The organism is Denitrobacterium detoxificans, from assembly GCF_015062615.1.
GTDB lineage: Bacteria > Actinomycetota > Coriobacteriia > Coriobacteriales > Eggerthellaceae > Denitrobacterium > Denitrobacterium detoxificans_A.
This window is the reverse complement of record NZ_SUUH01000002.1, coordinates 379,526-402,688: the sequence shown is the minus strand read 5'-3', so window position 1 is coordinate 402,688 and position 23,163 is coordinate 379,526. Positions and strand designations below refer to the sequence as shown.

The 23,163-nt window shown below is 54.2% G+C and carries 18 protein-coding genes; 7 read left to right on the top strand and 11 right to left on the bottom strand.

All coding sequences use genetic code 11. From position 1 onward, the window contains the following. Positions 1–3 precede the first annotated feature (3 nt). Together ileS and dinB are read right to left on the bottom strand one after the other, a co-directional pair. On the bottom strand, positions 4–2,865 hold the full coding sequence (gene ileS, locus E7002_RS04445; RefSeq protein ID WP_303727660.1) for an isoleucine--tRNA ligase: 2,862 nt from the start codon (positions 2,863–2,865) through the stop codon (positions 4–6). Positions 2,866–3,127: 262 nt separating this feature from the next. Continuing rightward, on the bottom strand, positions 3,128–4,402 hold the full coding sequence (dinB, locus tag E7002_RS04440) for a DNA polymerase IV (RefSeq protein WP_303727659.1): 1,275 nt from the start codon (positions 4,400–4,402) through the stop codon (positions 3,128–3,130). Between the two features lie 142 nt (positions 4,403–4,544). Between dinB and E7002_RS04435 the strand changes: the two genes are divergently transcribed. Continuing rightward, on the top strand, positions 4,545–5,687 hold the full coding sequence (locus tag E7002_RS04435; RefSeq protein ID WP_066662792.1) for a histidinol-phosphate transaminase: 1,143 nt from the start codon (positions 4,545–4,547) through the stop codon (positions 5,685–5,687). Positions 5,688–5,852: 165 nt separating this feature from the next. Here the strand turns inward: E7002_RS04435 and E7002_RS04430 are convergent, their stop codons facing one another. Further along, positions 5,853–6,776, bottom strand: coding sequence for an AEC family transporter (locus E7002_RS04430; RefSeq protein WP_303727658.1), 924 nt, complete (start codon positions 6,774–6,776; stop codon positions 5,853–5,855). A gap of 238 nt (positions 6,777–7,014) precedes the next feature. On the opposite strand from E7002_RS04430, the gene E7002_RS04425 reads away from it, so the two are divergent. From E7002_RS04425 to E7002_RS04410, 4 genes are all read left to right on the top strand, one after another. Next, positions 7,015–7,614, top strand: coding sequence for a TetR/AcrR family transcriptional regulator (locus E7002_RS04425; RefSeq protein WP_303727657.1), 600 nt, complete (start codon positions 7,015–7,017; stop codon positions 7,612–7,614). Positions 7,615–7,653: 39 nt separating this feature from the next. After that, positions 7,654–8,799: a DUF5692 family protein gene (locus E7002_RS04420; RefSeq protein WP_303727656.1), complete on the top strand. Its 1,146-nt coding sequence runs from the start codon at positions 7,654–7,656 to the stop codon at positions 8,797–8,799. 189 nt (positions 8,800–8,988) lie between these two features. Further along, entirely contained in the window at positions 8,989–11,529 is a 2,541-nt protein-coding gene (locus E7002_RS04415; RefSeq protein WP_303727655.1) for a hypothetical protein, read from the top strand. 119 nt (positions 11,530–11,648) lie between these two features. Further along, a complete protein-coding gene (locus tag E7002_RS04410) occupies positions 11,649–12,851 on the top strand; it encodes an amidohydrolase family protein (protein WP_303727654.1) in 1,203 nt (400 codons plus the stop codon). Positions 12,852–12,863: 12 nt separating this feature from the next. On the opposite strand, the gene E7002_RS04405 is transcribed toward E7002_RS04410, so the two are convergent. The 6 genes from E7002_RS04405 to E7002_RS04380 form a co-directional block, all read right to left on the bottom strand. Beyond that, entirely contained in the window at positions 12,864–13,274 is a 411-nt protein-coding gene (locus E7002_RS04405) for a helix-turn-helix domain-containing protein (protein WP_303727653.1), read from the bottom strand. A gap of 1 nt (position 13,275) precedes the next feature. Beyond that, positions 13,276–13,689 (bottom strand): hypothetical protein, encoded by a 414-nt coding sequence (locus E7002_RS04400; RefSeq protein ID WP_303727652.1) that lies wholly within the window; start codon positions 13,687–13,689, stop codon positions 13,276–13,278. A gap of 185 nt (positions 13,690–13,874) precedes the next feature. Continuing rightward, positions 13,875–14,339: a PIN domain-containing protein gene (locus E7002_RS04395; protein WP_303727651.1), complete on the bottom strand. Its 465-nt coding sequence runs from the start codon at positions 14,337–14,339 to the stop codon at positions 13,875–13,877. Continuing rightward, positions 14,336–14,656, bottom strand: coding sequence for a type II toxin-antitoxin system RelB/DinJ family antitoxin (locus E7002_RS04390; RefSeq protein WP_303727650.1), 321 nt, complete (start codon positions 14,654–14,656; stop codon positions 14,336–14,338). The genes E7002_RS04395 and E7002_RS04390 overlap by 4 nt, the downstream gene beginning before the upstream one ends. A 238-nt stretch (positions 14,657–14,894) precedes the next feature. Continuing rightward, positions 14,895–15,476 (bottom strand): macro domain-containing protein, encoded by a 582-nt coding sequence (locus E7002_RS04385; RefSeq protein WP_303727649.1) that lies wholly within the window; start codon positions 15,474–15,476, stop codon positions 14,895–14,897. Positions 15,477–15,518: 42 nt separating this feature from the next. After that, complete coding sequence (locus E7002_RS04380; protein ID WP_303727648.1) at positions 15,519–16,787, bottom strand: hypothetical protein; 1,269 nt, start codon at positions 16,785–16,787, stop codon at positions 15,519–15,521. A 969-nt stretch (positions 16,788–17,756) separates the two neighbouring features. Between E7002_RS04380 and E7002_RS04375 the strand changes: the two genes are divergently transcribed. Both E7002_RS04375 and E7002_RS04370 read left to right on the top strand, forming a co-directional pair. After that, positions 17,757–19,349, top strand: a complete 1,593-nt coding sequence (locus E7002_RS04375; protein WP_303727647.1) for an ATP-dependent endonuclease — start codon at positions 17,757–17,759, stop codon at positions 19,347–19,349. Continuing rightward, a complete protein-coding gene (locus tag E7002_RS04370) occupies positions 19,336–21,036 on the top strand; it encodes a UvrD-helicase domain-containing protein (RefSeq protein ID WP_303727646.1) in 1,701 nt (566 codons plus the stop codon). Before E7002_RS04375 ends, E7002_RS04370 begins: the two co-directional genes overlap by 14 nt. A gap of 423 nt (positions 21,037–21,459) precedes the next feature. Here E7002_RS04370 and E7002_RS04365 read toward each other — a convergent pair whose 3' ends face one another. Next, positions 21,460–22,344: a DUF4238 domain-containing protein gene (locus tag E7002_RS04365; protein WP_303727645.1), complete on the bottom strand. Its 885-nt coding sequence runs from the start codon at positions 22,342–22,344 to the stop codon at positions 21,460–21,462. 119 nt (positions 22,345–22,463) lie between these two features. Further along, positions 22,464–23,120, bottom strand: a complete 657-nt coding sequence (locus E7002_RS04360) for a restriction endonuclease subunit S (RefSeq protein ID WP_303727644.1) — start codon at positions 23,118–23,120, stop codon at positions 22,464–22,466. Between the last annotated feature and the right edge of the window lie 43 nt (positions 23,121–23,163).

Below are 23,163 nucleotides of genomic sequence, written 5' to 3'. Positions count from 1 at the left end.
GCGCTATTCCTCGGTGAATCCAATTTCGTCGAGCACGTTGCCGCAGCGCTCGCACACATGGGGATGCGCGGCGTTGCCGCCCAGGTCGCGGTAGTTCCAGCAGCGCGGGCACTTTTCCTTCTCGCTCACGCCGATGGTCGCGGCCATGTCCTCGCCCTCGCACTGCGAAAGTTCGACGCCGCTCACGATGAACAGCTCTTCCAGCATGCCAGCGTCGTAGGACTGCAGCGCCGCGAAGGCGTCGGCGGGAACCTGCAGCTGAACCGTTGCTTCCTGGCTCTTGTTCACCAGGCCGTTGCTACGCGCATCTTCCAGCGCCTTGGTAACCACCTCGCGCGCCTGCAGCACGTAAGCGAACGAATCGGCGATGGCAGCAGTATCGGCAGGCAGCGCAGGCACGAAGTCGTCGCGCGTGGGCCAGCCAGCCAGCTGCACCGATTCGGGACGACCCTCGCGGTTGCGAATGGCCTCGGGGTAATGCTGCCACACTTCCTCGGTGGTGAAGCTGATGATGGGCGTCATGATGCGAACGAGCACTTCCAGGATGTTCATGAGAACCGTCTGGGCGCTGCGACGCAGCGGGCTGTTCGGGGCTTCCGAATACAGGCGATCCTTCAGCGAATCCAGGTACACGGCGGAAAGGTCGCCCACCACGTAGTCGTACAGCGCGCGATACGCACGATGGTACTGGTACGCGTTGAACGCGGCGTCCACGTCGTTGAGCAGCTGTTCCAGGCGCACCATGGCCCACTGGTCGATGGGCGTGAGTTCGTCGAAGCTGGCGACGCAGTTCACCTGGTCGTCGAAGTCGGGCAGAGAGCCCAGCAGGAAGCGGAACGTGTTGCGGAAGCGGCGGTACGCATCGGACACGCGCTTCAGGATGTTGTCGGAAATGGACACGTCAACCGAGTAGTCGGTGGACGCAACCCACAGGCGAAGTACGTCGGCGCCGAACTTGTTGCACACTTCGTTCGGGTCGATGCCGTTGCCCTTGCTCTTGCTCATCTTCTCGCCGTTTTCGTCGACGGTAAAGCCGCAGCAGACAACGCTCTTGTAGGGCGAGGTGCCAAATGCGCCCACGCCACACAGAAGCGAGCTCTGGAACCAGCCACGATGCTGGTCGGAACCTTCCAGGTACATGTCGGCAGGCCACTTCAGTCCGTCGGCCTCGGCGCGGTGCTGCAGCACGCCCACGTTGGACACGCCGGATTCCCACCAGACGTCGAGGATGTCCTTTTCGGGAACCAGGTCGGTGCCGCCGCATGCGGGGCAGCAGGTGCCTTCGGGCAGGTACTCGGCGGGCTGCTTGGTGAACCAAGCATCGGCGCCTTCGGTGTTGAACAGGTCGATGACCGCGTCGAACGTCTCTTCGGTAGCCACGACTTCGCCGCAGTGCGCGCACTTGAACACGGGAATGGGCACGCCCCAGTTACGCTGACGCGAAATGCACCAGTCGGGACGGTCTTCCACCATGGCGCCAATGCGGTTGACGCCCCATTCGGGCACGAAGCGCACGTGGTTGTGAATCTGGTCGAGCGCCTTCTCGCGCAGACCCGTTTCGTCCATGGAGACGAACCACTGGTCGGTGGCGCGGAAAATGACGGGCTCGTGGCAGCGCCAGCAGTGAGGATAGCTGTGGTTGATGTCCTCGTGCAGGATGAGCGTGCCGCGCTCGCGCAGCCATTCGATGATCTTGGGGTTGGCGTCGTTCACGTCCATGCCGCTGAACGGGCCGCCGGTGCCCATGCCCTCGCCCGTGTAGAAACGGCCGTCGTCATCGACGGGCATAACTACGGGAATGCCGAACTTCATGCCGGCCTTGTAGTCGTCGACGCCGTGACCAGGTGCACCGTGAACGATGCCCGTGCCGTCTTCCAGCGTGACGTAATCGGCGTGGATGAACGTGCCCTCTTCGCCAGCATCGCCGAAGATGGGCTGCTTGTACTTGTTGCCAGCCAGCTGCTCGCCCGTGGCGTGCCAGACCTCGCCGTTTACTTCCACCAGGTTGCATTCCCAGCCGAACTTCTCGCAGCACTTCGCCGCCAGCTCGCGGGCGAAGATGGTGGGGCGACCGTCGTGCATGACGGCCACGTACTCGGCCTTCGGATGCAGGATGACGATGACGTCGGCAGGAAGCGTCCAGGGCGTGGTGGTCCAGATGGCCACGTCGACAGAGCCCTCGTAGGCTTCCAGGCCCGCAGGCGTGGTGGTGAGCTCGAAGCGCACGAAGATGGCGGGGCTTACCTCGTCACCGTATTCGATTTCGGCTTCGGCCAAAGCGGTATGGCAGTGGCTGCACCAGTGGATGGGCTTGCGGCCGCGATACACGGCGCCGTCGAGGTACATCTTCTTGAAGACTTCTACGTTCGCGCTCTCGTAGGTGGGTTGGAACGTGAGGTACGGATGATCCCAGTCGGCGTTCACGCCCAGACGCTTGAAACCATCGCGCTGCACGTCAACGAACTTTTCGGCCCATTCACGGCACATCTTGCGGATGACCGACTGAGGCAGCTCGTTCATCTTTTCGGTGCCGATCTTCTTTTCGACCTCGTGCTCGATAGGCTGGCCGTGCGTATCCCAGCCAGGGATGTACGGCGTGAAGTAGCCACGCTGCGCGTTGGTCTTGTTCACGAAGTCCTTCAGGATCTTGTTGAAGGCATGGCCAATGTGGATGGGGCCGTTGGCGTACGGAGGGCCGTCGTGCAGCACGAACGGCTGGCCGTCCTTGTTCTTCTCCAGCACCTTGTGGTAGATGTCGATGTCGTTCCACCACTGCAGGCGCGAAGGCTCGTTCTGAGGCAGATTACCCCTCATCGCGAAGTCAGTCTTGGGCAGAATCATCGTCTGTTTATACGCGTTGGCCACTTCTGTACCTTCCACATATGCCTAAATTTACAAATGGCTATTATAGGGGCAAAACGGGCGCGGTTGAGCGGCGGCGCAAAAACGCCAAATCCACGCGCGCGCCGAATGCGCAGTGCTGGGGAAATGGAGCAATGCATGAAGCGCGGCGGTGCGCGGCGAACGAGCCCGATGTATACAGCTGCTGAGCGCGCCGAATCAAGCCTCTCACCAAGCGCGCATGCAAACGGACCTGTAAACTGCAGCCGCTGGCCGCAATCGACAGTTACTTGTAGTCAGCGGGATTCTTGCTCGAGCTGCCCGTAAGGTTCTGGCGCGTGCGCATCTCGCGGCCGAACTGCACGGCGTACTCGCCAAAGCGATCGCGCACCATGTCGGTGGCTGTCTTCAGATTCTCGCGCTGCTCTTCGCTGGGCAGGCTGGCATCGGGCGCTTCGTCTTCCAGCTCGAAGAGCGAATCTTGCACGGGCGCTTCCCCATCGAATCGCGAAATGCCACACCCCACCAAGCGCACCGCCGTTCCCGGATGCCACAAGTCGCAGAGCATGGAACGCAGATGCGCCGCAATCACGTACTCGTCGTTCGTGGGCCCGGGCAGGCGCTTCTGCGCGCTGCGGACGTTCAGGTTCGCGTAGCGTATCTTCAGGGAAACCGTGCTGCCAGCCATGCCCTTCAAGCGCAGGCGACGCCCCACCTTCGCGGCCACGGTGCCAAGGGCGGCCTCGATGTCGGCGCGCTCCGTTAGGTCGTGCGCGAAGCTGATCTCGTTGCTCACCTGCTTCACCGGCTCGCCCGCGGAGATGCCATCGGTGTCGGCACCCAGGCAACGTGCGCGCATGGCCTCGGCATTCTTGCCGAACACGCGCCGCAGCACGTCGGGATCGGCCGCAGCCACCTGGCCCAGCGTGGTGATGCCGAACTCCTTCAGGTGAGCCTGGGCTACGGGGCCAATGCCGCTCATGCGCGACGTGGGCAGCGGCGCCAGGAAGGCCGCCTCGCGCCCCGGGTACACCACGGTGATGCCACGCGGCTTGTCGGCTTCGGAAGCCGTCTTCGCAACCGCCTTGCTCACGCCCAGGCCAATGGAGCAGGTAACGCCCAGCTCGTGCACGCGGCGTTGAATGCGCATAGCCACGCTCACGGGGCTTTCCGAGCGATGCGCCGTGGGCGTGATGTCCAGGAACGCTTCATCCACACTCACCTGCTGAATGAAGGGGCTTTCGCTTTCCATGATGGCCATGACCTGGCGCGACACCTCGCGATAGCGACTGAAGCGGCCTGGCGTCCAAATGGCCTGAGGGCACAGACGCCGTGCCGTTGCCGCCGCCATGGCGCTACGCACGCCAAATGTGCGCGCCTCGTACGAACACGTGGAGACAACGTCGCGCGCGTCGGCCGAGCCGCCCACGATAACGGGCTTGCCGCGCCACGCGGGATGGTCCAACTGCTCCACGGAGGCAAAGAACGCGTCCAAATCGAGGAGCATGATGGCACGACCGTTCCACGAACTATCGTTCGCTTGCACCATATCTTGTGGCACGAATGCGGTCTCATTGTTGTCTTGTTCGAATCTCATGATGCAAGAATAGCATGCGCCGTGTATTGGGGTTCCAATGTGCTAGCATTGACACTCACGCGCGACGTACGCGCTACGGAAAGCGGGTATTAGAGAGGGGTCACCTATGAGCATGCCATCCCTTTTGGGCTTCAACGGCACGGCCGACTATAGGCAAACCGTCACCACGCTCCCCCAAAAGCCCGTATGCCTTCCGTACGAATTACGCACCGAAATGACCTGGATGGATTTCTGCCATCCGGTAAACCCCATGGGAACCCCCAAGCCGTTCATCCAAGCCATGCATTCCGCGCTGGTGGAAGGCGAGCTTGCCTACGTTCCCGACCGCGACGGCCACGTACTGCGCGACGAGCTGGCCCGCTATCTGGGCATCGACCGCTCGTGCATCCTGGTGGGCACGTCGGTCACGAAGATGATCCGCGCCACCGCGCAGGCCTACGCATGCGGCGTGGTGGGCATTATGATGCCCGCGCCCGCCGATTACGCCCTGGCAATTTCCAACGCTGGGCACGACTACATCGAAATCGAGAACCCCACGTCGTTCGCCACGCTGGACGCCTACACCGCACGCAGCATGTACGGCGACTTCGACGGCATGGTCCTGGCGAACCCGTCCTACCCCACCTCGCGCCTGCTGCAAAGCGACACGCTGGTGCACTACCTGGAAACCTGCGGATGGGTCATCGTGGACGAAAGCTACATCGAACTGGCGTTTGGTGCGGAAAGCCTGCTGCCGCTCATCGAGCGCTACAGCAATCTGATCGTAGTGCGCTCGCCATCGGTTACCTTCGGCATGCCGGGCGTGCCGCTAAGCTACATCGCCGCGAACCCCGCTACCATCAAGCAGATTCGCCAGTTCTACGACGGTGCCGACGCCACCATGTTCGCCGAGGTACTGGCCAAGTCCATCGTGCGCCACGGCGACTACCTAGAGCGCACGCATGAATTCCTGGACACGGAAATCCCCTGGATGCAGTGCATGCTCAGCCTTATTCCAGGCATTAGCATCCACCCCGCCGAGGGCAACTTCGTGCTGTGCGAGTTCACGCCCGGAGAAGAGATGCGCCTGAGCGTTACGTGCGCCGAAGAGCTCATCGTGAAGCTGCAGCTGGCAGGCTTTTTGGTAAACCGCCTGGCAGGATCGCCGGGCCTACCCTCCGACGAGTTCTTCTGCGTCTGCGTACGCACGCGCGAGGAAAACCAGAAGCTGCTCGATGCCATGCGCGGCATCATCAACGGCGACAAGTAAGCTGCGGCGAAATACTTACGAATGCAAGCGCTCGGGAGACCGGGCGCTTTTGTTTTGCGTGGTGAGTTTGGTGGTAGGTGGCGCATGCAAGCGCTAAGAAGCCCAGCCACCCTGGGCTAGGCGACTCGCCGAACCCACGAGTGTCTTGACACACGCAAGCGAAAGCTACAGCAGATACACGGCGACAACGAGCGGCATCGTGATGATGCACAACAGCGTGGTGACCACATTGATGATGCTGGCGTACCCCGCGTCATTGCCGTAGATGTTCGCCATCTGGTTCACCGTGGAAGCCGCAGGAGCTGCCGCACCCAAGAGCGTGATGAGCAGGATGTTGGAAGCGTCGGGCGCAAGGTTCGCAAGCAGCAAGAGCTTCATCGCCCCCAGCGCGAGCAGGGGCAGGGCCACCAAGCGCAGCAGCACGGGAATGGGCAAGCGGCGGAACCGCACCAGGTCGGACGCCTTGATGCCGCCCATGATAAGGCCCGTAAGCAGCATGGCCAGCGGACCAATCATGCTGCCGACAGAGCTTACGGCGTTGCCCAGCGGGCCAGGAAGTTCGATTTGCAGCAAGAACAGCAGGCCGCCCACGTACGTGGCGATCATGTTCGGCGAAAGCACAATCTGCCGCCAGTCGACCGTGGTCTTACCCTGCAGGGTGCTCTTCCCCACGCTCCACAAAAACGCGTTCTGCACGAAGATGAACGGCGTGCAGTAGATGACCCATTCGGAGCCCAACAGGCTCACGACCAGGGGAATGATAAGGTTGCCGGCGTTCGAGTACGTAACCGACGCGCGCTCCACCGCCGTAAGGCCCAGCGGGCGCTTCAGCAGGAAGCACACCAAGTTGTAGGAAGCCTGCACGATGACGGCGGCCAGGCAGGAAAGCATGAAGCCGGAGCGCAGGTCGTCGGTGAGCTCCACCTGAAAGGCGGAGATGATCATGCACGGGCTCACGATGTAGAGCGAAAGCAGCGACACGCCATGGCTGTGCTCGGGCTTCGCGATGCCCGTTTTCACGAGCGCGAACCCCATGGCCATGATGATGAAGAGGGTAAATATGTTCCATGCAAGCGTAAGACTGAGCATGGGGCAATGATACGGCATGTCTGCGCGAGCGCGAGACCACACCACGGAAATGTTCGGCTAAGTTCATCTACTGCAGGCAGTCGAACAGCCGCGGAGCAGCCATTGCGCAGGTTTCCGCCATGAATTCCAGCCGCGCCCACTCCGTTGACGCATCGAGCGATGTGTTCATTGACGCTGCGTCAACGCGAAGCGTATATTCGAGCCATCAGGGTTGACACAGCGTCAATGGAGAGGGGCCATGGCAATGATCGACCAGATTGAAATCACCGATTCGCCAGATCGTCGTGCGGAAATCGTATCCGCCGCACGCACCCTCTACGAAGAGCGCGGCATGGCGCACACCACCGTAAAGAGCATCACCGCCGCCGTGGGAGTCACGCGCAGCCTGTTCTACCACTACTTTCCCGACAAGGACGCCGTGACCGAAGCGGTCCTGGACGATTACGTCGAGGAGTTTCGCGAGATGGTGGAGCTGTGGAACGACAACCGCGAACCGGGCAACGTGCGCAAGGCGCTTCACGATTGCATCCGCATGCTCAAGCGAGGCGTCTTCGACAACGGATCGTTTCGAACAGATTTGGCCCACAACGAAAACGCAAGCCTCTACCTGCGTTTTCTTTCCCGGTCTGCCGACGTGCTCGCACGTTACCTCACTAACACCACCGCCGTTGCCTACGCGCAAAGCCATCACTTGGAAATCGAGCACGTCTACGAGATGTTCTACATGCTCATCATGGGCATGGTCGCATTCATCCGCAGCCATCCCGACGCGTCCGACGAGGTCCTGGAAAGTCTCGTCGCGCAGACGCTGCACCTGGATCTAGGGGACAACGAGTAGCACGGTAGACGCCACTCGTTACAAGGTTAGGAGGAGATTATGCTATTCGACGTGTATGGGGCAAATGCGCTGTACCAATGGGTAGGCTGGGTGCTCGTGTTCGGCGGGCTCATACTACTGAACGAGTTTGCCCGAAGAAGCAAGGCCGGCGGCATCATCATGTTCGTGGCGCTTCCCATCGCCATGACCATCTACTGCATCGCCGTAACGGTGGGCGCCGGGTCGGGCGCCGAATGGGCGCAGAACAACCCCACGGTCCTGTTCCAAAACGGCTGGTTCCACTACGCGAAGGTGTACGCGGCGCTTACCGGCTGCATTGGCTTCATGATCATCAAGTACCACTGGGGCAAGCTGGGCAAGGCCACTTGGTTCAAGTGCTTCCCGTTCATCATCGTGGGCATCAACATCCTCATTGCCGTGGTAAGCGACTTCGAGAGCTTCGTTCACCTGCTGCAATATAATGCGGGCGTCATCCAGGACCCCACGGTGCCCGGATCCGACGGCGCATTCGTCGACGCCGCCACGGGCTCGATCGTATGGGTAACTTCCGAGCATGCCACGCAGATTGCCGGTTTCAACAACCTGTTCAACGGCATTGCGGGCCTCATCGACATCTTCTGCATGACCGGCTGGTGGGCCGTGTACACGTCGAAGAAGAAGGATGACATGGTCTGGGCTGACATGACCTGGGTGTTCGTGATTGCCTACGACCTGTGGAACTTCTGCTATACGTACAACTGCCTGCCCAACCACGCATGGTACTGCGGCTTGGCGTTGCTTCTGGCCCCCACCGTGGCCGCGGCCCTTTGGAACAAGGGCGGCTGGATTCAGAACCGCGCCAACACGCTGGCCATCTGGTGCATGTTCGCGCAGGTATTCCCGCAGTTCCAGGATTCCTTCCCGTCGTTTGGCTTCGACAGCGTATTTGCCGTGAACTCCACGCTGAACACCACCACGAACACCGTGGTCTCGGTTCTGGCGCTTGGCGCGAACGTGGCGGCGATCGTCTACATCTTCTACCGCGCGAAGAAGCTAGGGGTGAACCCCTACAAGCAGGAAGTGTTCATTGGCACGCGCGATTACGAGACCGCCCGCGGCCGCATCGCAGAAGGCGAGCTGCCCGAGCATGAGGTTGCGGAATACGAGCGCGCCCACAAGATTCTAGCTGGCGAGAAGGCCGCATAAGCGGAGCGAACAAATAGACTAGCGAACATCGCCCCGGGCCATTGGCCTGGGGCGATTTTTTCCGGTAAGAGAGTTACGTACCATTACAATTGAAGCGAGAGGCTTTACGTATACGTCAATATTACGGCAATCCGCAAATACAACTTGCATATCCGAGCAAACACAGAAGAGGCGAATGAGCAGTTGACGATGGACGAAATGACAAAAGCGATTGAGAGCGGGGGCGAACAGCGCCCTAACACCACTCGCGCATTTCTGGGTCAGTATTCCGCCACATCAATCCCGAATACACCAATCGAACGGTTTTTCCCAAAGACAGGGATAAGCAAACTTCGTTACTATGGCGTCGAATCGGCGCACGACCTCGCAAACGTGCCCATAGACATAATCGTCGAGGCTTCAAAGACAAGCCCTTCCCTTGTACTTGAAGCAGAACGATGGCTTGTTACCAATTTAAACCTGCACCATAAACCATACAAAACGCCGCATAAATTCGATGGCGCCAAAAAATGCAGCGAAAAAGCCAGCAGCACACCCATTTCGTCAATCACGACCCCGGGAATCGCATCCAAACTATCCGAAGCAGGCTTTGTTTACGTTAGTGACCTCGCAGGCTCTTCAATAGAAGACATTTTAGCCATTAAGGGCATGGGAAGTGGCAGGCTGAAGAAAATGGAGTCTGCGGCAGCCACGCTCGGCCTTACTCTCACATTCAAATCAATAACCGATGATTCGACTAGCCAAGCGACATGCGCTGAACAGAGGTCATTCAGAAAGATGATGTGGGAGTCCATGCTTCGTCACGGATGCACGCACGACAATCTCGTCGAGTCACTTATCAGCGATTATCCCTGCGAAAGAACAGCATTTACGATCAATGTGCCAGATGGAAAAACAGCATTCATCCCCCTCGATTTAACCAACAGCAAGTCGAATATTTGCTCGCTAATCCGCTATCAAAAGGGACCGCTGCTCAAAACCACAGAGCAAGCTTATTCAATACTCCAATCGCTAAGCAAAGGTGGACGCGAATCAATTACCGAAATACGCCCAACGGGAAAACCACTCGAATTAGCATTAGAATCACTCTGCACATCCAGTATCGGAGCAGTCGCCGCAAAGCTCGGAATGGCAAGCGCCTCAACCCTCTTAATCGAGCTGATTAATGCATTAAATAGGCTCGGCTATACAAACCTCCTCCCACAAAAGGCAAAATGTCTGGCAAACCGATGCCCCGATTGGATCAGAGACGTTCCACTATCCGTGTTCGATTTTCTATCTATTCCCAACGAATGCAATACGATTACGCAAGCAAAGACTGTTCAAGATTTATCAAATTACACCGAAAACAACCCACTGTTGTATTGCATCTACGAAGAGATTATCGACTATGCCGACATATGCTACAGGGCGTACAGCAAATTAAACTCGATCCACCAAGCCGTCGCTGACATTATTTCTGATTCCAGCTCAAAACCAAACCAAAGGCAAGTCGACCTAGCCAGCCGGTACTATACGCAAAAAGGACTTGGTGTCACATTAAATAGCCTAGGATCGGAATATGGCATAAGCCGAGAACGCGTCCGCCAAATCATTAAAACGTGCCCCACACAAGATGAAATATCATGCAATATCGTGTTCACAACGCTTAGAATTGCGGTTTATTCGCAGCTCTTACGAACAAATGGCTTTCTTAGCTATGAAGCATTAGAAGCCCTACTAGCAACATACGGCTTTAACTCAAATATTCATCTCGAACAATTCTTAACGTTAGACGCGGGAACGACCTACCGCCAATCAAATCAAACCATCGTGCTAGCAAAGCACCCATGCGCTTCGTGCCCCAAGGCGGATTCGCTCTGCAAAACCGCAAGAAAAGACAGGACTTCAATCTGCCGAACTGATTTCAGTAACATCTGCAAGTGCAAGTCCTGCCCGACGCACGAGAATCTCTCATTTCAAGTAATAGCGGCAACCAATCATGCAGGCTACGAAAAGGGCCAGCTCATACTATGTTATAGCGAGGACGCTAAACAGCATCCAGCATATTTAACAACAATCGAGGACCTCTCAATGGCAGCTCCCCCATTACCCCCAACGGCCGTTCCTCAAGTATTCACTTGCTCGAACTCCGCATATCGCTATATGACTGAAGCTGACATTCCTATCGTTCACATCAATGCCATCTACAAACAAAACGAAAATGACCTTACTGCTCAAGGTATTACCAACCGTGAATACCTTTATCAGTTAATCAAACTTGCCGATAGTCGGCTTTCCCTCAATGCCTACCCATGGGTGACAATCAAACTAAAAACAAATTGCAAGACGTTCGTCGAATTCCTTAAAACCAAAATGGCAAACAACCATGGATATTTGCCATATAAAGAAGTAAAGCAATTGGCGAAAACCGCAGGGTTAACTGAGGACTACGAATCAAAACTCGTTTTGAGTCCTTACCTCTTGCTATGCATAGATCGATGGTACTATTTGCCGGATTTCGCACTAGCGAACAAAGACCAATTGGTCTCCCTGGTAAATAGCTCAACCAAAAACGTCAAAAACGGTCGAATGATATCCGCCAGGGACTTGTACAAGCTATGCACTAAAGACTACCTCGATCTCGGCATTAGAACAGACAAACAACTCTTTAACGCGCTAAAAAGCATCGGCCCGACTAACGCATTTCGAGCAAAGCACTATCCATACCTATTAATAACTAGAAAGTAGACCAGCATCGAAAGATGCAATACACCACAGCACGAAAACGCATCTACAAGAGCAGGCGATAGCTGAAACGGATACAATGACGGCAAACTGGCATGGATCAAGGAGGGAGTGGTTCAGGCATGGTGAAACGCATTTCGCGCAGAGACGCGCTCAAAGCCGGGGGCATGGCGCTTGCGGGCGCAGCGGGGTCGGCGCTGCTAGGGGGATGCGCGCAAACCGCGGGCTCCACAGCGCAAAGCGGCTCGGTGAATAACGAAAGCTCCCTGATCAGCGATCGATCGAGCGTACCCGCGGACGCCACGGGGGCAAACGCCAAGGAGCCGGCGAGCATCGCCTTCACCGACGGCTCCCAGGTGGAGATCGACGAGCCCGGCGTAGACATTCGCTACGACATCGTCGACAGCCACCTGCACTATTGCGACTTCCTGGAAAAGACCGATGGGTTTGCCGCGCTTGCCCGCGCGCAGGACATGAGCGGCGTATCGGAATCGGTCGTCTTCGGCCTGGGCATCGCCAAGCAATGGGACGAGCATACAGACAAGGCTCCCAGCTACTACCTATCAAATGATTCGCGGTGCTACTACTATTCGGGCACCGACTTCCTGCTGGCCGAGGAGCTGCTCGCCCAACCGGAAGACATTCGCAAGCGGTACCACCCCTTCTGCTGCGGCATCAACGGCAACGACCGATTCTCCGCCGACCACATCCGTCAGCTGCTACGCCTATACCCAGGGTTTTGGGAAGGCATCGGCGAGATCATGAGCCGCCACGACGATCTAACGGCTCTTACGTACGGCGAACCGCCACACATCGACCATCCGGCGTTTCTAGACGTGTTCGACCTTGGCGCCGAAGAAGGCCTGCCCGTAATGATTCACCACAACATCACCGCGCAAAGCAGCGAAGAGGTGCTCTACCTCGACGAGCTTAAGCGGGCCGTGGAGCACAACCCCGAGTGCAACATCATCTGGGCACATGTGGGCATTTCCCGACGCGTGGAAATTCAGCACCTGCCCGAGATTGCCGCGGAGATGCTGGCCACGCACCCCAACCTGTACACCGATTTGTCGTGGGTGGTGTACGACTACTACGTACAGGACAACTTCCCCGACCGGTACAACGACGGCGACACGATGGACGACTGGGTGGCGTTGTGCGAAGAATTCCCCAACCGCATCATGATCGGCACCGACAAGGTGGGCCACTGGAAGACCTACCCCGCCGAAGTGGTGAAGTACTACGACCTGCTCGATCGCCTTACGTCGCAAACCGCGCAAGCCATCTGCCACGATAACATTTTGGGGCTTGTGAAGAGGTACTAGTGAGGGCGGGCACTAGGATGCGGAGGCGATTTGCCTATTCAATGACGATGAAGCCAAATCGCTAGACCGCTCGTCCGTTGATTCCGCATTCGCATCATCCAAAGGAACGCTTTCGCAACGCCTAATAACTTCCTCGCGAGGCATAAGCTTAATCGGCATGACATCGCAATCAAGGGCAGAAGCAATGCGAGCAATCGTGCTAATTCGCATGTTCGAATCTTTTGAAAGCATCTTGGATACCGCAGCAGGAGAAACGCCCATCCTCTTAGCAAGTTCCTTTTGAGTCACGCCAAGTTCTTTCATGCGCCCATAGATTTCGCTTTGCAAGTGCAAGTTCATGGAAAACTCGATTACCTCCGGAGAAAGCACCGCATCGACATACTCATCCCCCACAAACTCAGCGAGAGACATTCGCATAGCCATTTCACTCACTCCTCTCTAGCAAGCCATCCACGATTCGAACTTTGGGCCTAATGACTTTTATCACGTCAAACATCGACTTATGCTTATGCGCTTCAAAGGCATCGAGCACCACAAACAATCGCTCTTCTCGAACCCAATACATTACGACGCGCCATAACGTACCGCGAACACGAAGCTCCACAAGACTCAACGAGCCATTGGCAATCACCGAATCAAAGTATCTTTGACGAAATGCAAAGTCCACTCCAGCTTGATAGCCTTGAGCGTCAATGGCTTCAATGATGGAATAGAATTCCGTCAAAACAGGGCGATCCTTTTTGAACCGTTTTTGAAGGATGGTTTTAGACTCGCTTCGCCTTACGAGCGCATAAAAGAATCCAGCTATTTGCTTCAGCATCCACTCATCATTGTACATTGGCCTACCCCTCTATAAATCAACTTATAAGTTGAGTTTTGAGACGCTGCGCCTGCGAAATGGCAAGCAGTCCCATATGAAGGGAATCAGAACGGAATCACGAAGCGATGCGAAAAGGGTCGCGCTAAAGTCGCGGAAAGGATGCGGAAAGAGAGCGAGGAAGCGATTAAGCCATCCGAACCGAATCACCAAGCAATGTCGCAGTAATCTACGCCGGTTCGCTCTTCATACCAAGCAAAGAACGTCGCAGCATCTAAAACGGGGATGCGCCTGTTAGGGTCTCCGCAAAAATCCTTCGCATTACGACTAACGATGACATCGGCGCGTAAAGAAGCGGCTGCTTCGTAAACGAGGGCGTCTTCCAAATCGGCCCAACCAAGCTGCAGCGCCCTGTCCACCTCGTCCGCGCCAAGAGAGCACACATGCACGTACTTACGCAAGCGCCGAAGTTCCAGGGTGACGTCTGCAGCAAGCGAGCGCTTCCCGCCTTCGGTAAGAACATAGGTAAGATCGCCAAACTGCGCGGGGCTCATCCACAACTCAAGCTCGCCCAAGGCGGCTAATGCAAGCATAAGCTGCGCAGATTCGCTAAAGGGGCGTCTATCCCGCAACGCATCGATGAAGATGTTGGTATCCACCAAAGCCTTCATTCGAAATCGCTTTCCGTTGCGTAGCCACGAGAAATAAGACGTTCCCGCTTAAGTCTTTCGGGATCGGAAATATAGAAATCACCGCGATCGACAATAGCTATCGACCGAACCTCGTTCAACGCACGCTGCAGATCTTCCTTGCTTACATGACGAGAAGGCGCAGACGAACGCTCGAATGGCAGCTCCTTATGAGCGATGACGTAATCGTACATACGATTAATGGCCGCGGAGGGCGAAACGCCCAAAGCTTCCAGCGCGCGCTTCCCCGCTTCCTTTTTTGACTTGCTCATGCGAGCGGTTACCATCACATCACTCATAATGCACCTCCTGCATGTACAACGTACAACATGATTTAATTCGCATCAAGAACTAGCATGCAGTTGTTTACGCGCCGAAAAGAATTGCCCCATATGAGCGACCAGCTTAATACGCTCCACGCAAATCGAATGAGGTACTTGAACAGCTACTATGCACATAATGCATATTACGATGAACGAGCAATGTGCACTATCTGCACATTGCTAAGAGCAAATCATGGCAAAACCCCAGGAGACGCTACGCAAGCGAATCGGGCAAGTCGAGCGAATGCGCATAACTCCAGGAAAGATTGGCAGGCGGGTTAGCAAGCCGACGGTACGCCTGCGCCATGAGGCGTGCGACCACATCGTGCGGCACCTTGCCGCAACCAGCGCCAAAGGCGGGAAGCGCAATCGCCTTCACTCCCCCACACATGGCTTCAATGAGCGCGGAACGCGTGGCATGGTAAACGACCATAGGGTCGCGTACGACCGACGGCACACGCATGACGGGCGTATGGACAAGCGTTATACCAGCGTATTCGACCGAGATGCTGGTGGCTACAGGCTGTTCCCCGAACCAATCATCAAGAATCTTACGCTGCACGGCCCGCTTGAGCCCCTCGCCAAAATACGAAACGATAGCCGCGTCGTAGCCGGCGTCCATGAGCCCATACGAATTACCCGGCGCAACGACGCAATCGACCTGGGGATGTGCATCCATGAACCTGGCGAAGTCGTCTTGCGCGACATGTACGCCCGGGATGGATTGGAACGCGCGATTCCAGGCATCAGTCATGCCGGGGGCCACGTCGAGGAGGTAGATGGTTGGGAGGTTCATGGGATGTTCCTGGTCTATCACGCGAATAGATTACGTACCGCTTTACTCATCCTCGTTACGTTTGTCGATGACCCTGGCGTCGTTGGCTTCAAGCGCCTTTTCGTCGGCATGCATTTTCAAGAAGTGGACGCCGTCACCATCGATGAGCATTGCGTCGGCCTCGTTGTAGATGAAATTCATGCGTGCAAGCTCACCCTCGCGCTCTTCGCCTATCAACGCAACTGGATCGTCGACTCCTGCTGCCCGGCGATAGCGGCTCCTTTTGATTGCTGCTTGTCTCTGCGCCTCCTTGTGCAGCGAAAGAGGCGTAAAACGCGGAGCGTTATGAGCCACAAAGTGAGCTGCATCGAAGACCGGGTTCTGGAGCTCGTATCCATCGTCTTCCGCGTCAGGCACGGCAAACAAGCCGCCACGCACCCCCTTGATCCTCTCTGCGAGCAGGCCCTGGGCCCTATCGCGAACCTCGGCATAATCATCGAGGCATTTGCCGATCTTCTCGCGCTCGCGTGCGATTCTACTGACGCTGAAATCCCCGTCGTATTGCATTGAAGCCTGCTCTGCGGCCAAGAAGAGCCGAAACGCAGCCTGCGCGTCTCGCTCCTTGCCTTGGAACTCGTGAAGTCTTGCCCGAACCTCGTCGTCCTTCAAACGCCTGGAGCGTTCCATGCGCGCACCGAACTCGCGCATGGCCTTCACTTGGAACTTCCACGCCTTGAGGGTTTCAACGCATATTCCCTCAATGGAGTTATGCACGGCCTGCCTCTTCTCGGGGTTGGTCGAGATTTCGTCGTACTGGGAGAGATATTCGAGAAGTTTCTCGAACCGAGCTTCTATGTCCGCCTCCCGCTCAAGCCTCATCTCCTGCTGGATTGCGGCGATGCCAGACTCGATGCCCTCAAGCTGCTTGCTTATCTCTGCCATGTAGGCCTGGCCCACAACGATTGCCGCGCCCTGCAGAGCTAGGTTTGCAACCGCAACAGGTTGGAGCTTCGCCTGCCTGATTGCAGCTTGAGGCTGAAACTTGCCATCCTTGAGGATGCCAAGCTGCTTCCACTCCTCCCAGCCGGGAGTCTTTCGATTAAGCAGATCGTTCCATCCTGCACCTTCGGGGAATCGAACGATGGCATGGTCCCATTGGGCCACCGCGTCTGCCGCCTTAGCCGCCATAGGTATCAGGGCGTCGGCGTATGCCTCTCCACCGATGGACCTGACATCGAGGGTCACATGATCATAAAGGGCGAGGTCCACGTCCTCGCTATCTAACTTGGGAACTATTTCGTTACCTTCCGCAGGAACGATGGCATCACCCACGCACTCCTCCCCTGGTTCGGATTCGTCGTCGCGTTTATCGAAAAATGGAAATCGCATTGCCATAGCCACCTGTTGATATATTCCGAATGCAAATGATTTGTAAAACCAATTTTATCAGGCAGCAGAATGCTGGAATATGCGCGGATTGGAAAGAATGCGGCTTCTTGAGCTTGATCCAATACTTGGACGGAGAAAACACTCTCGGGCAGCTCTTACGGAACACCCCACATCGCACCGACTTCATTCGTATTTTGAAATAATCTAGTAGCACCGCGTGTTCCTGTAAACAATAAGGGAGTTCACCACGCTCTGATCATCAAACCCAACGGTCCGAGCAAGAGGGTAAACGCCTCGCTAACGCCCGGGAAATCATAGGGCCCGGATACAATTCGGCATTCGCTTACTAAATGCCGAATTGTTTAATGACGAATCCAACGGAAACGAGAGAGATTGATCAAGGCGATTCGGGCAAAGCGGAGGCGGATAAAATCCCACCGAATCTGGAGACATTAGGCGTACGCCCGTTGGAAAAAATGCTTATATTGCGCATAAATCAGCAAAAGTAAATCTTGCTAAAGCGCAAAACCAGATAACGCGACCCAACCCATCTCAGCACGCCCAACTCTGCATCCTGCCACCATGGGAAATAGCATGCGAGCGAACGACCCTTAACGTCATCTCCCATGCCGAAAGACATTGCTCACGCCACCAGAAAGAACAGCGCAGTTGAAAAGCTTCAGCAAAACGGGATTAAAGCAGCAATACTCCCTTAGTCGGAATTTGAGGCTAAAACATATAATGGGTTAGAACACCTAATTCAAACGAAGTTCTAGACTAAAACATCCCCCTAGAGCCCGCCTCAGGAAGCAAGGTTGTAACGCTCCTGAATGCTACAGGGTTTTGCAACTCCGTCGCTAGCGGCGCGGCAGCTCTGACGGCAATAACCCTCGGATCGGAAGGTGAAAGACTTTGCGAATCTCAGAAATAGTCATTAATAATCACAGCAGAATCCCAGATTGCAAAATTGAGGCTAGAGACAACCTCGTTCTTGTCGGCTCGAACGGAAGCGGAAAGAGCTCTATTTTAAGATGCTTGGATCTTCTTTTTGGAAAAACAACGCAACAGCTATACTACAGCATTACCAAAGCTGACTTTGGCAACGAGGCACTTCCGCTCATCATCAGAGGAAAGCTAGCAGACATCAATGACGACGAGCTCTCGTATTTCCCCGACGAAGTCGATCCCCTCGACGAATTGCTGACCGTCCTTCTGAAAGCCGAGATCGAAGGCGACGATGTCTTGATTAGCCGTTATTGTCCGTATGGCCCGAGCAAAAACAATTTGACCACCGCTCAACTGAGGTGTATCGGATGGAACTTCGTACCATCCGACTTCTCAGCAAGAACACTGAACTCAAGCAGAAAAACAATTATCGACGACTATCTAGACACGATTGACGCATCAGGAAGTCAAAGTGAGCTATCGACAGCGATTGATTCACTCTGCGGAGCAATCAGTAATTCGGAAGCATTCGACGATGCACTAAATTCTTTGGCCGCACTGCTAAACGTGGCTTTACCGAGTGGCATGAAATCCTCGGATCTTCGCTTCATTCCGGGCGCCGCAATTGATGGCAACCTATTAAGCGATGTGCGCTTACAAATAAAGTGCATGTCTGGAGAAATGAGAGAAGCGACAAAGCAGTCAGACGGAACCAAAACGCTGATCGCTTTTGCAGTCTTTAATCTATTGCATTCTGGGGGGATTCTCGCAATAGACGAACCGGAAACGCATCTCCACCCAACAGCACAGCGAAATCTAATGAGCATCCTCCAGGCTAAGGGTGGGCAACTTATTATCGCTACACATTCCGGCATAATTGCAAGTGAATTTAACCCGGATAACATCGTCGTCACCAAAGTAAACGCAACCCCTACGCAACCAAAAAAGGACTTTCTCCAAGAAGATCAAAAAGCCCTGGCCAGATGGTGGATCAGCTCTCGTATTGAACTATTAACCGCCAGCCACATTATTGCAGTTGAAGGCCAATCGGACAGAATGGTTCTGGAAAAAGTTGCCAAGATGACTGACCGCCACCTGGAAAGAGACGGCATAGAAATACTGGAAGCCGGAGGCTGCGGCGAAATGAAGCACGTAATGAAAATCTTTGGCTCTGCAGGGTTTGGAGCAGCCGTAAGCGTCCTTATCGACCAAGATGCCGAAACAAAGATGGCGACAGAACTTGGTGTTGCCGTCACAGACCTGAAGCAAAAGTCTGTATTCGTCTCTCATGCAGACCTTGAAGATGAATATGTTTGCGCACTAGGGTCTAAAAAAATATGGAACGCATTAAACACATCAAGTCTTTTCACCCCGAACATGCTAAGAAATTGCGTCATCAATAATGGGTCGTCATTACCGGGAAACAAAGAACTCGCTTCTTTTTGTAGGAACAAACATAACAAGACCGCCTGCGCCGTTGTTGCATGCAGCCTACTCGATCGCAGCTCGTCACCAAAAGTATCGAGCGTTATAGAGGTTCTAAATAATGCCATCAAATAATCTCGTTCCCACCAAGGAGCAACAAGAAATATACGATTATCGTCCGCTAGATATGATAATTACCGCACCAGCTGGATGCGGTAAAACAGAAGCTCTCGCATATCGAGCGAAAGGCCTTATCGATCGCTTCAGCTTTATCGGAAATGGAAGAAAACTCCTAATCGTGACTTTCACCAATCAGGCTAGAGACAATATTGACGAAAGGCTCAAACGATATATAACAGTCCAGCAGCTTAGACAATGTGTCACCGTTTGCAATTTTCATGGCCTCGCTTCGAGAATAATTAAAGCTCATGGAAGAATAATTGGCTTCGATGATGATTGGAATATTGCAAATTTCGATTGGACAAACAGAGTAATCAATACTCTGAGCTGCAATAAAACCATCAAACGAGAGGTTTCCGAAATCCTGCAATCAACAAAGCAGAAATACGTAACAGATACCGAAGTCAAAACGCAACTGCATAAATGCGCTAGCCCTTCTGGAGACATTGCAGCCTCCATTGAGACAATGCGCATAAAGAAGAAGATCATTACTTACGATGACCAAATCAGGATTGCCTTATGGATTCTACAAGACAAAAGAGTTGCCAAAGTTTATAGCAACCACTTTTTCGCCGCGCTAGTCGATGAATTTCAGGACCTAACTCCGCACCAACTCAATCTAATAATGGCCCTTTGCGGAGAGCGTGTCACTTACGCGGGTGACTTGGCGCAGAGCATCTTTTCATTTGCGGGCGCGGATTCGAAACTAACATACGATTCAATTGCGATTAAAGGAAGGAGGCACATAAGGCTACTCAAATCGTTCCGATCGTCGCCCGCCGTTCTCAATGCCACAAACGCTCTGATTCCAATAACCAAAGGAGACCCTCTCGTAGCCGCATTCCCCGCGCATTGGGGAAATGGAGGTGTATCCTCTTCAGTCTTATTTCCCAACCAGCACGATGAGGCCAAATGGATCGTCGATCTCAGCAAGACCATTCTTGAGCACTGCCCAAATCAAAGAATCGGAATCATTGCAAGAACCGCTTTTCGAGCAAAAGAGGTAAAACGCTGCCTAGAATCGCAAAACATATCCTACGCTGATTGGGGCGATGGATTGTTTAGGCCAAAACTAGCATCAGCGCTACGTAGCGCTTGTGACCTTCTTTCAGACCAGTCATTCAAAACACCATTAGATTTATATCGTTATATTTCAAGCCATTTTGCAACTATTCAACAGATACCCACTGACGAACTGGAAACCGCAAGCGGATGGCTGTTCGACCAAGTAACCCAATTTGGACAGCGGGCGATTCCTTCGATTAAGGGACGAATTCGCGAGAACAAGGGAAACGAAACAATCGCAACCCGCTCAGGTATCCACTGCTTAACGGGGCACGCAGGAAAGGGACAGCAGTTCGACTGGGTTTTCATCGTTGGATTGGAGCAGGGAACCATTCCATTCTACAAAGCCAATACCGACGAGGAAATAGCAGAGGAGGCTAGAATTCTTTCAGTGATGATTTCACGCGCAAGAATCGGATTTATAGCAACGAGCACTTCGTTTAATGCGTCGGGGCGCAGGAATGCTCCCTCCGACTTTTTGCCATATCTAACCGAAATGCCGGGGCATCTCGCAACTGCCAATATGGTAGAGTCCTGGTTTTCGCAAGCCGACTGGCAAGCCATCGCAGAAATGTAGAACCTGCCTGTCCTTCATTATGAAATCCACAATGAGAACGCGAGACTTAACGTAACCACATGCGAGGAGCGCTTTCTAGATTCAGAATGTTGCAAACCAACGATTGAGACAGAATTAACATACCCTTGCACAACTCATTAGCACACGACTCGTACCTGCCAATACGACGCCCCCTACAAGAGCTCCTAATCCATATGAGTCGCAGAAGGCGTCGTTTCAATGAGAGAAAGAAGCGCACAGTAGACCATTTCGAGATCCGCAGATTGCACGCCACGAGGTTAGCATACGTAACGTATCTTTTTCGTTAAGACGCTCCTAGACGACAGTTGCATTTGACTGTAGCACAAGATTCACAAGGGACTTCGCCACATCTGAAGGCGGCGATACTGCCGGACATCATCGAATGCGTCATAAGCCAGGAGCTCAGCACAACGTCTTCAACTCGCCCAAAGCCGAGTCAAGCAAATCACCTGCATTCGCCACGGCAAAATCCCAGACGTCGTTGCCATTCAGCAAAGCGGCATTTAACCGAATCACCTCTTCCTCAGTTGCTTTGCTGTATTGGTAAACATTATTGTCGTCAATAAACAAGGCAGCATATCTGCTGGAGAGGGGCATATAAGCCAGATCGAAGACATAACTTTCGTCGTCAGGCCCCAGAAAGTACACCGGCATGGAAGTTGTTATGAACCGCATAGAAGAAGGCGCTTCAACAATGACCATCCTCTTATCAGCCAATGCGTTATAAATTCGATTGATAGGTACGTCCGGGTGATTGGAGAACAACAATGTCTGCATTATCGCAAGGTCGGCTACAACTTCCAAATTATCACCCAGACCATAGCGGTCTAAGGTAGCCCGCTCCTGTTCGGTGATACCGCCACCAGCTTCAACGTCCTCAACAACATTCTTAACGTTTGCGCGGCCCCTCCCAAGAAATAAGGGGTGACGAACAATATTGCTAGCCGCCAAAATACATGCGGCAAGTCTGCCGTCCAGGAACCCCTTGCCAACGAAGCTTCTCGCGACACAGCATTGCAAAAGCCTGCTGTAGCATGGAGCAAGTCTCCCTTCCATCCCAGAAAGCTGCTCCTCAATACAATTATCCAGGAGTCTATGAGCAGCTTCGTTGCAATCCACATTGCACGAGTCGACCTCGTACAAATTATTTTCGACACACACGTTCTCTGGCGTAGTCACAAAACTCGTACCGCTTTGACGCCGGTAGGCATATAGCCTTCCGTCCGAGTTCGTGAAATATCGCAAGTAGAATCTCGGTATGTAGTGCTGCCTCTTCGTGACGACCATCGCTTGCCCTAAATTATCTTGATGCTGCCAAATCACTTGCCGTTAGACGCATAAAGATCTCGTCCCTGATGCGTCATCCTGCCCTTGCCACCATGTACTACATCGCATACTTTGCCATTTTACCGAGCAGATAGCCGAAGAGGCGCCGTGCTAAGAAATACGTGTAAATGATTATTTGGCAGCGTAGGTAGCTCGACTTCGGATACGTCAATCTTGCCTGACATAAGCTTCGGCAACAAGCAATCTCGCAGCTGCTCGAGCTCCTTATTTTCGTCAACATTGTTTCTGTACAAGGAAAATAGGCCTTCAAGCCCTTTGACATCTTCCGGATTTGGCATTTCGAGAATCAGAGAGTTTAGGTTCTTCTGACTAATCTTTTTCTGAACAGCACCGGTGACAATGTGAGGTATTGCGGTTCTGCTCAGCGCAACATAAAGCATCTCCATAGGGTATTCGTCACAGGGCTTGAGAATGTGTGCGTGATTGTTGACCCAGTACTTCCCCCAAACGTATTGGAGCACTGGATAACCGTCGTCGGTTATCACCGATCCATCCTCGCCAAGCAGAATACGGATGCCGTCGAACAGGTAGTCATCGACATAATCCATGACTGATGTGGCACCGTAATACGGATATGGTCCCTTGCGTTGCTCACGATCACGGCTATTAAGCGGAATGCGTTTTGAGTCTTCGAGTTCAACGATGTCGCCGAACCTCACTTCGCGACAATCGGTTTGCAATGCTGCTTCAAATTGAGCAGTGCCAAGGTCAAGCAAATAATCATTTGTCGCACCCGATCAGCATGTCCAACAGAATGTT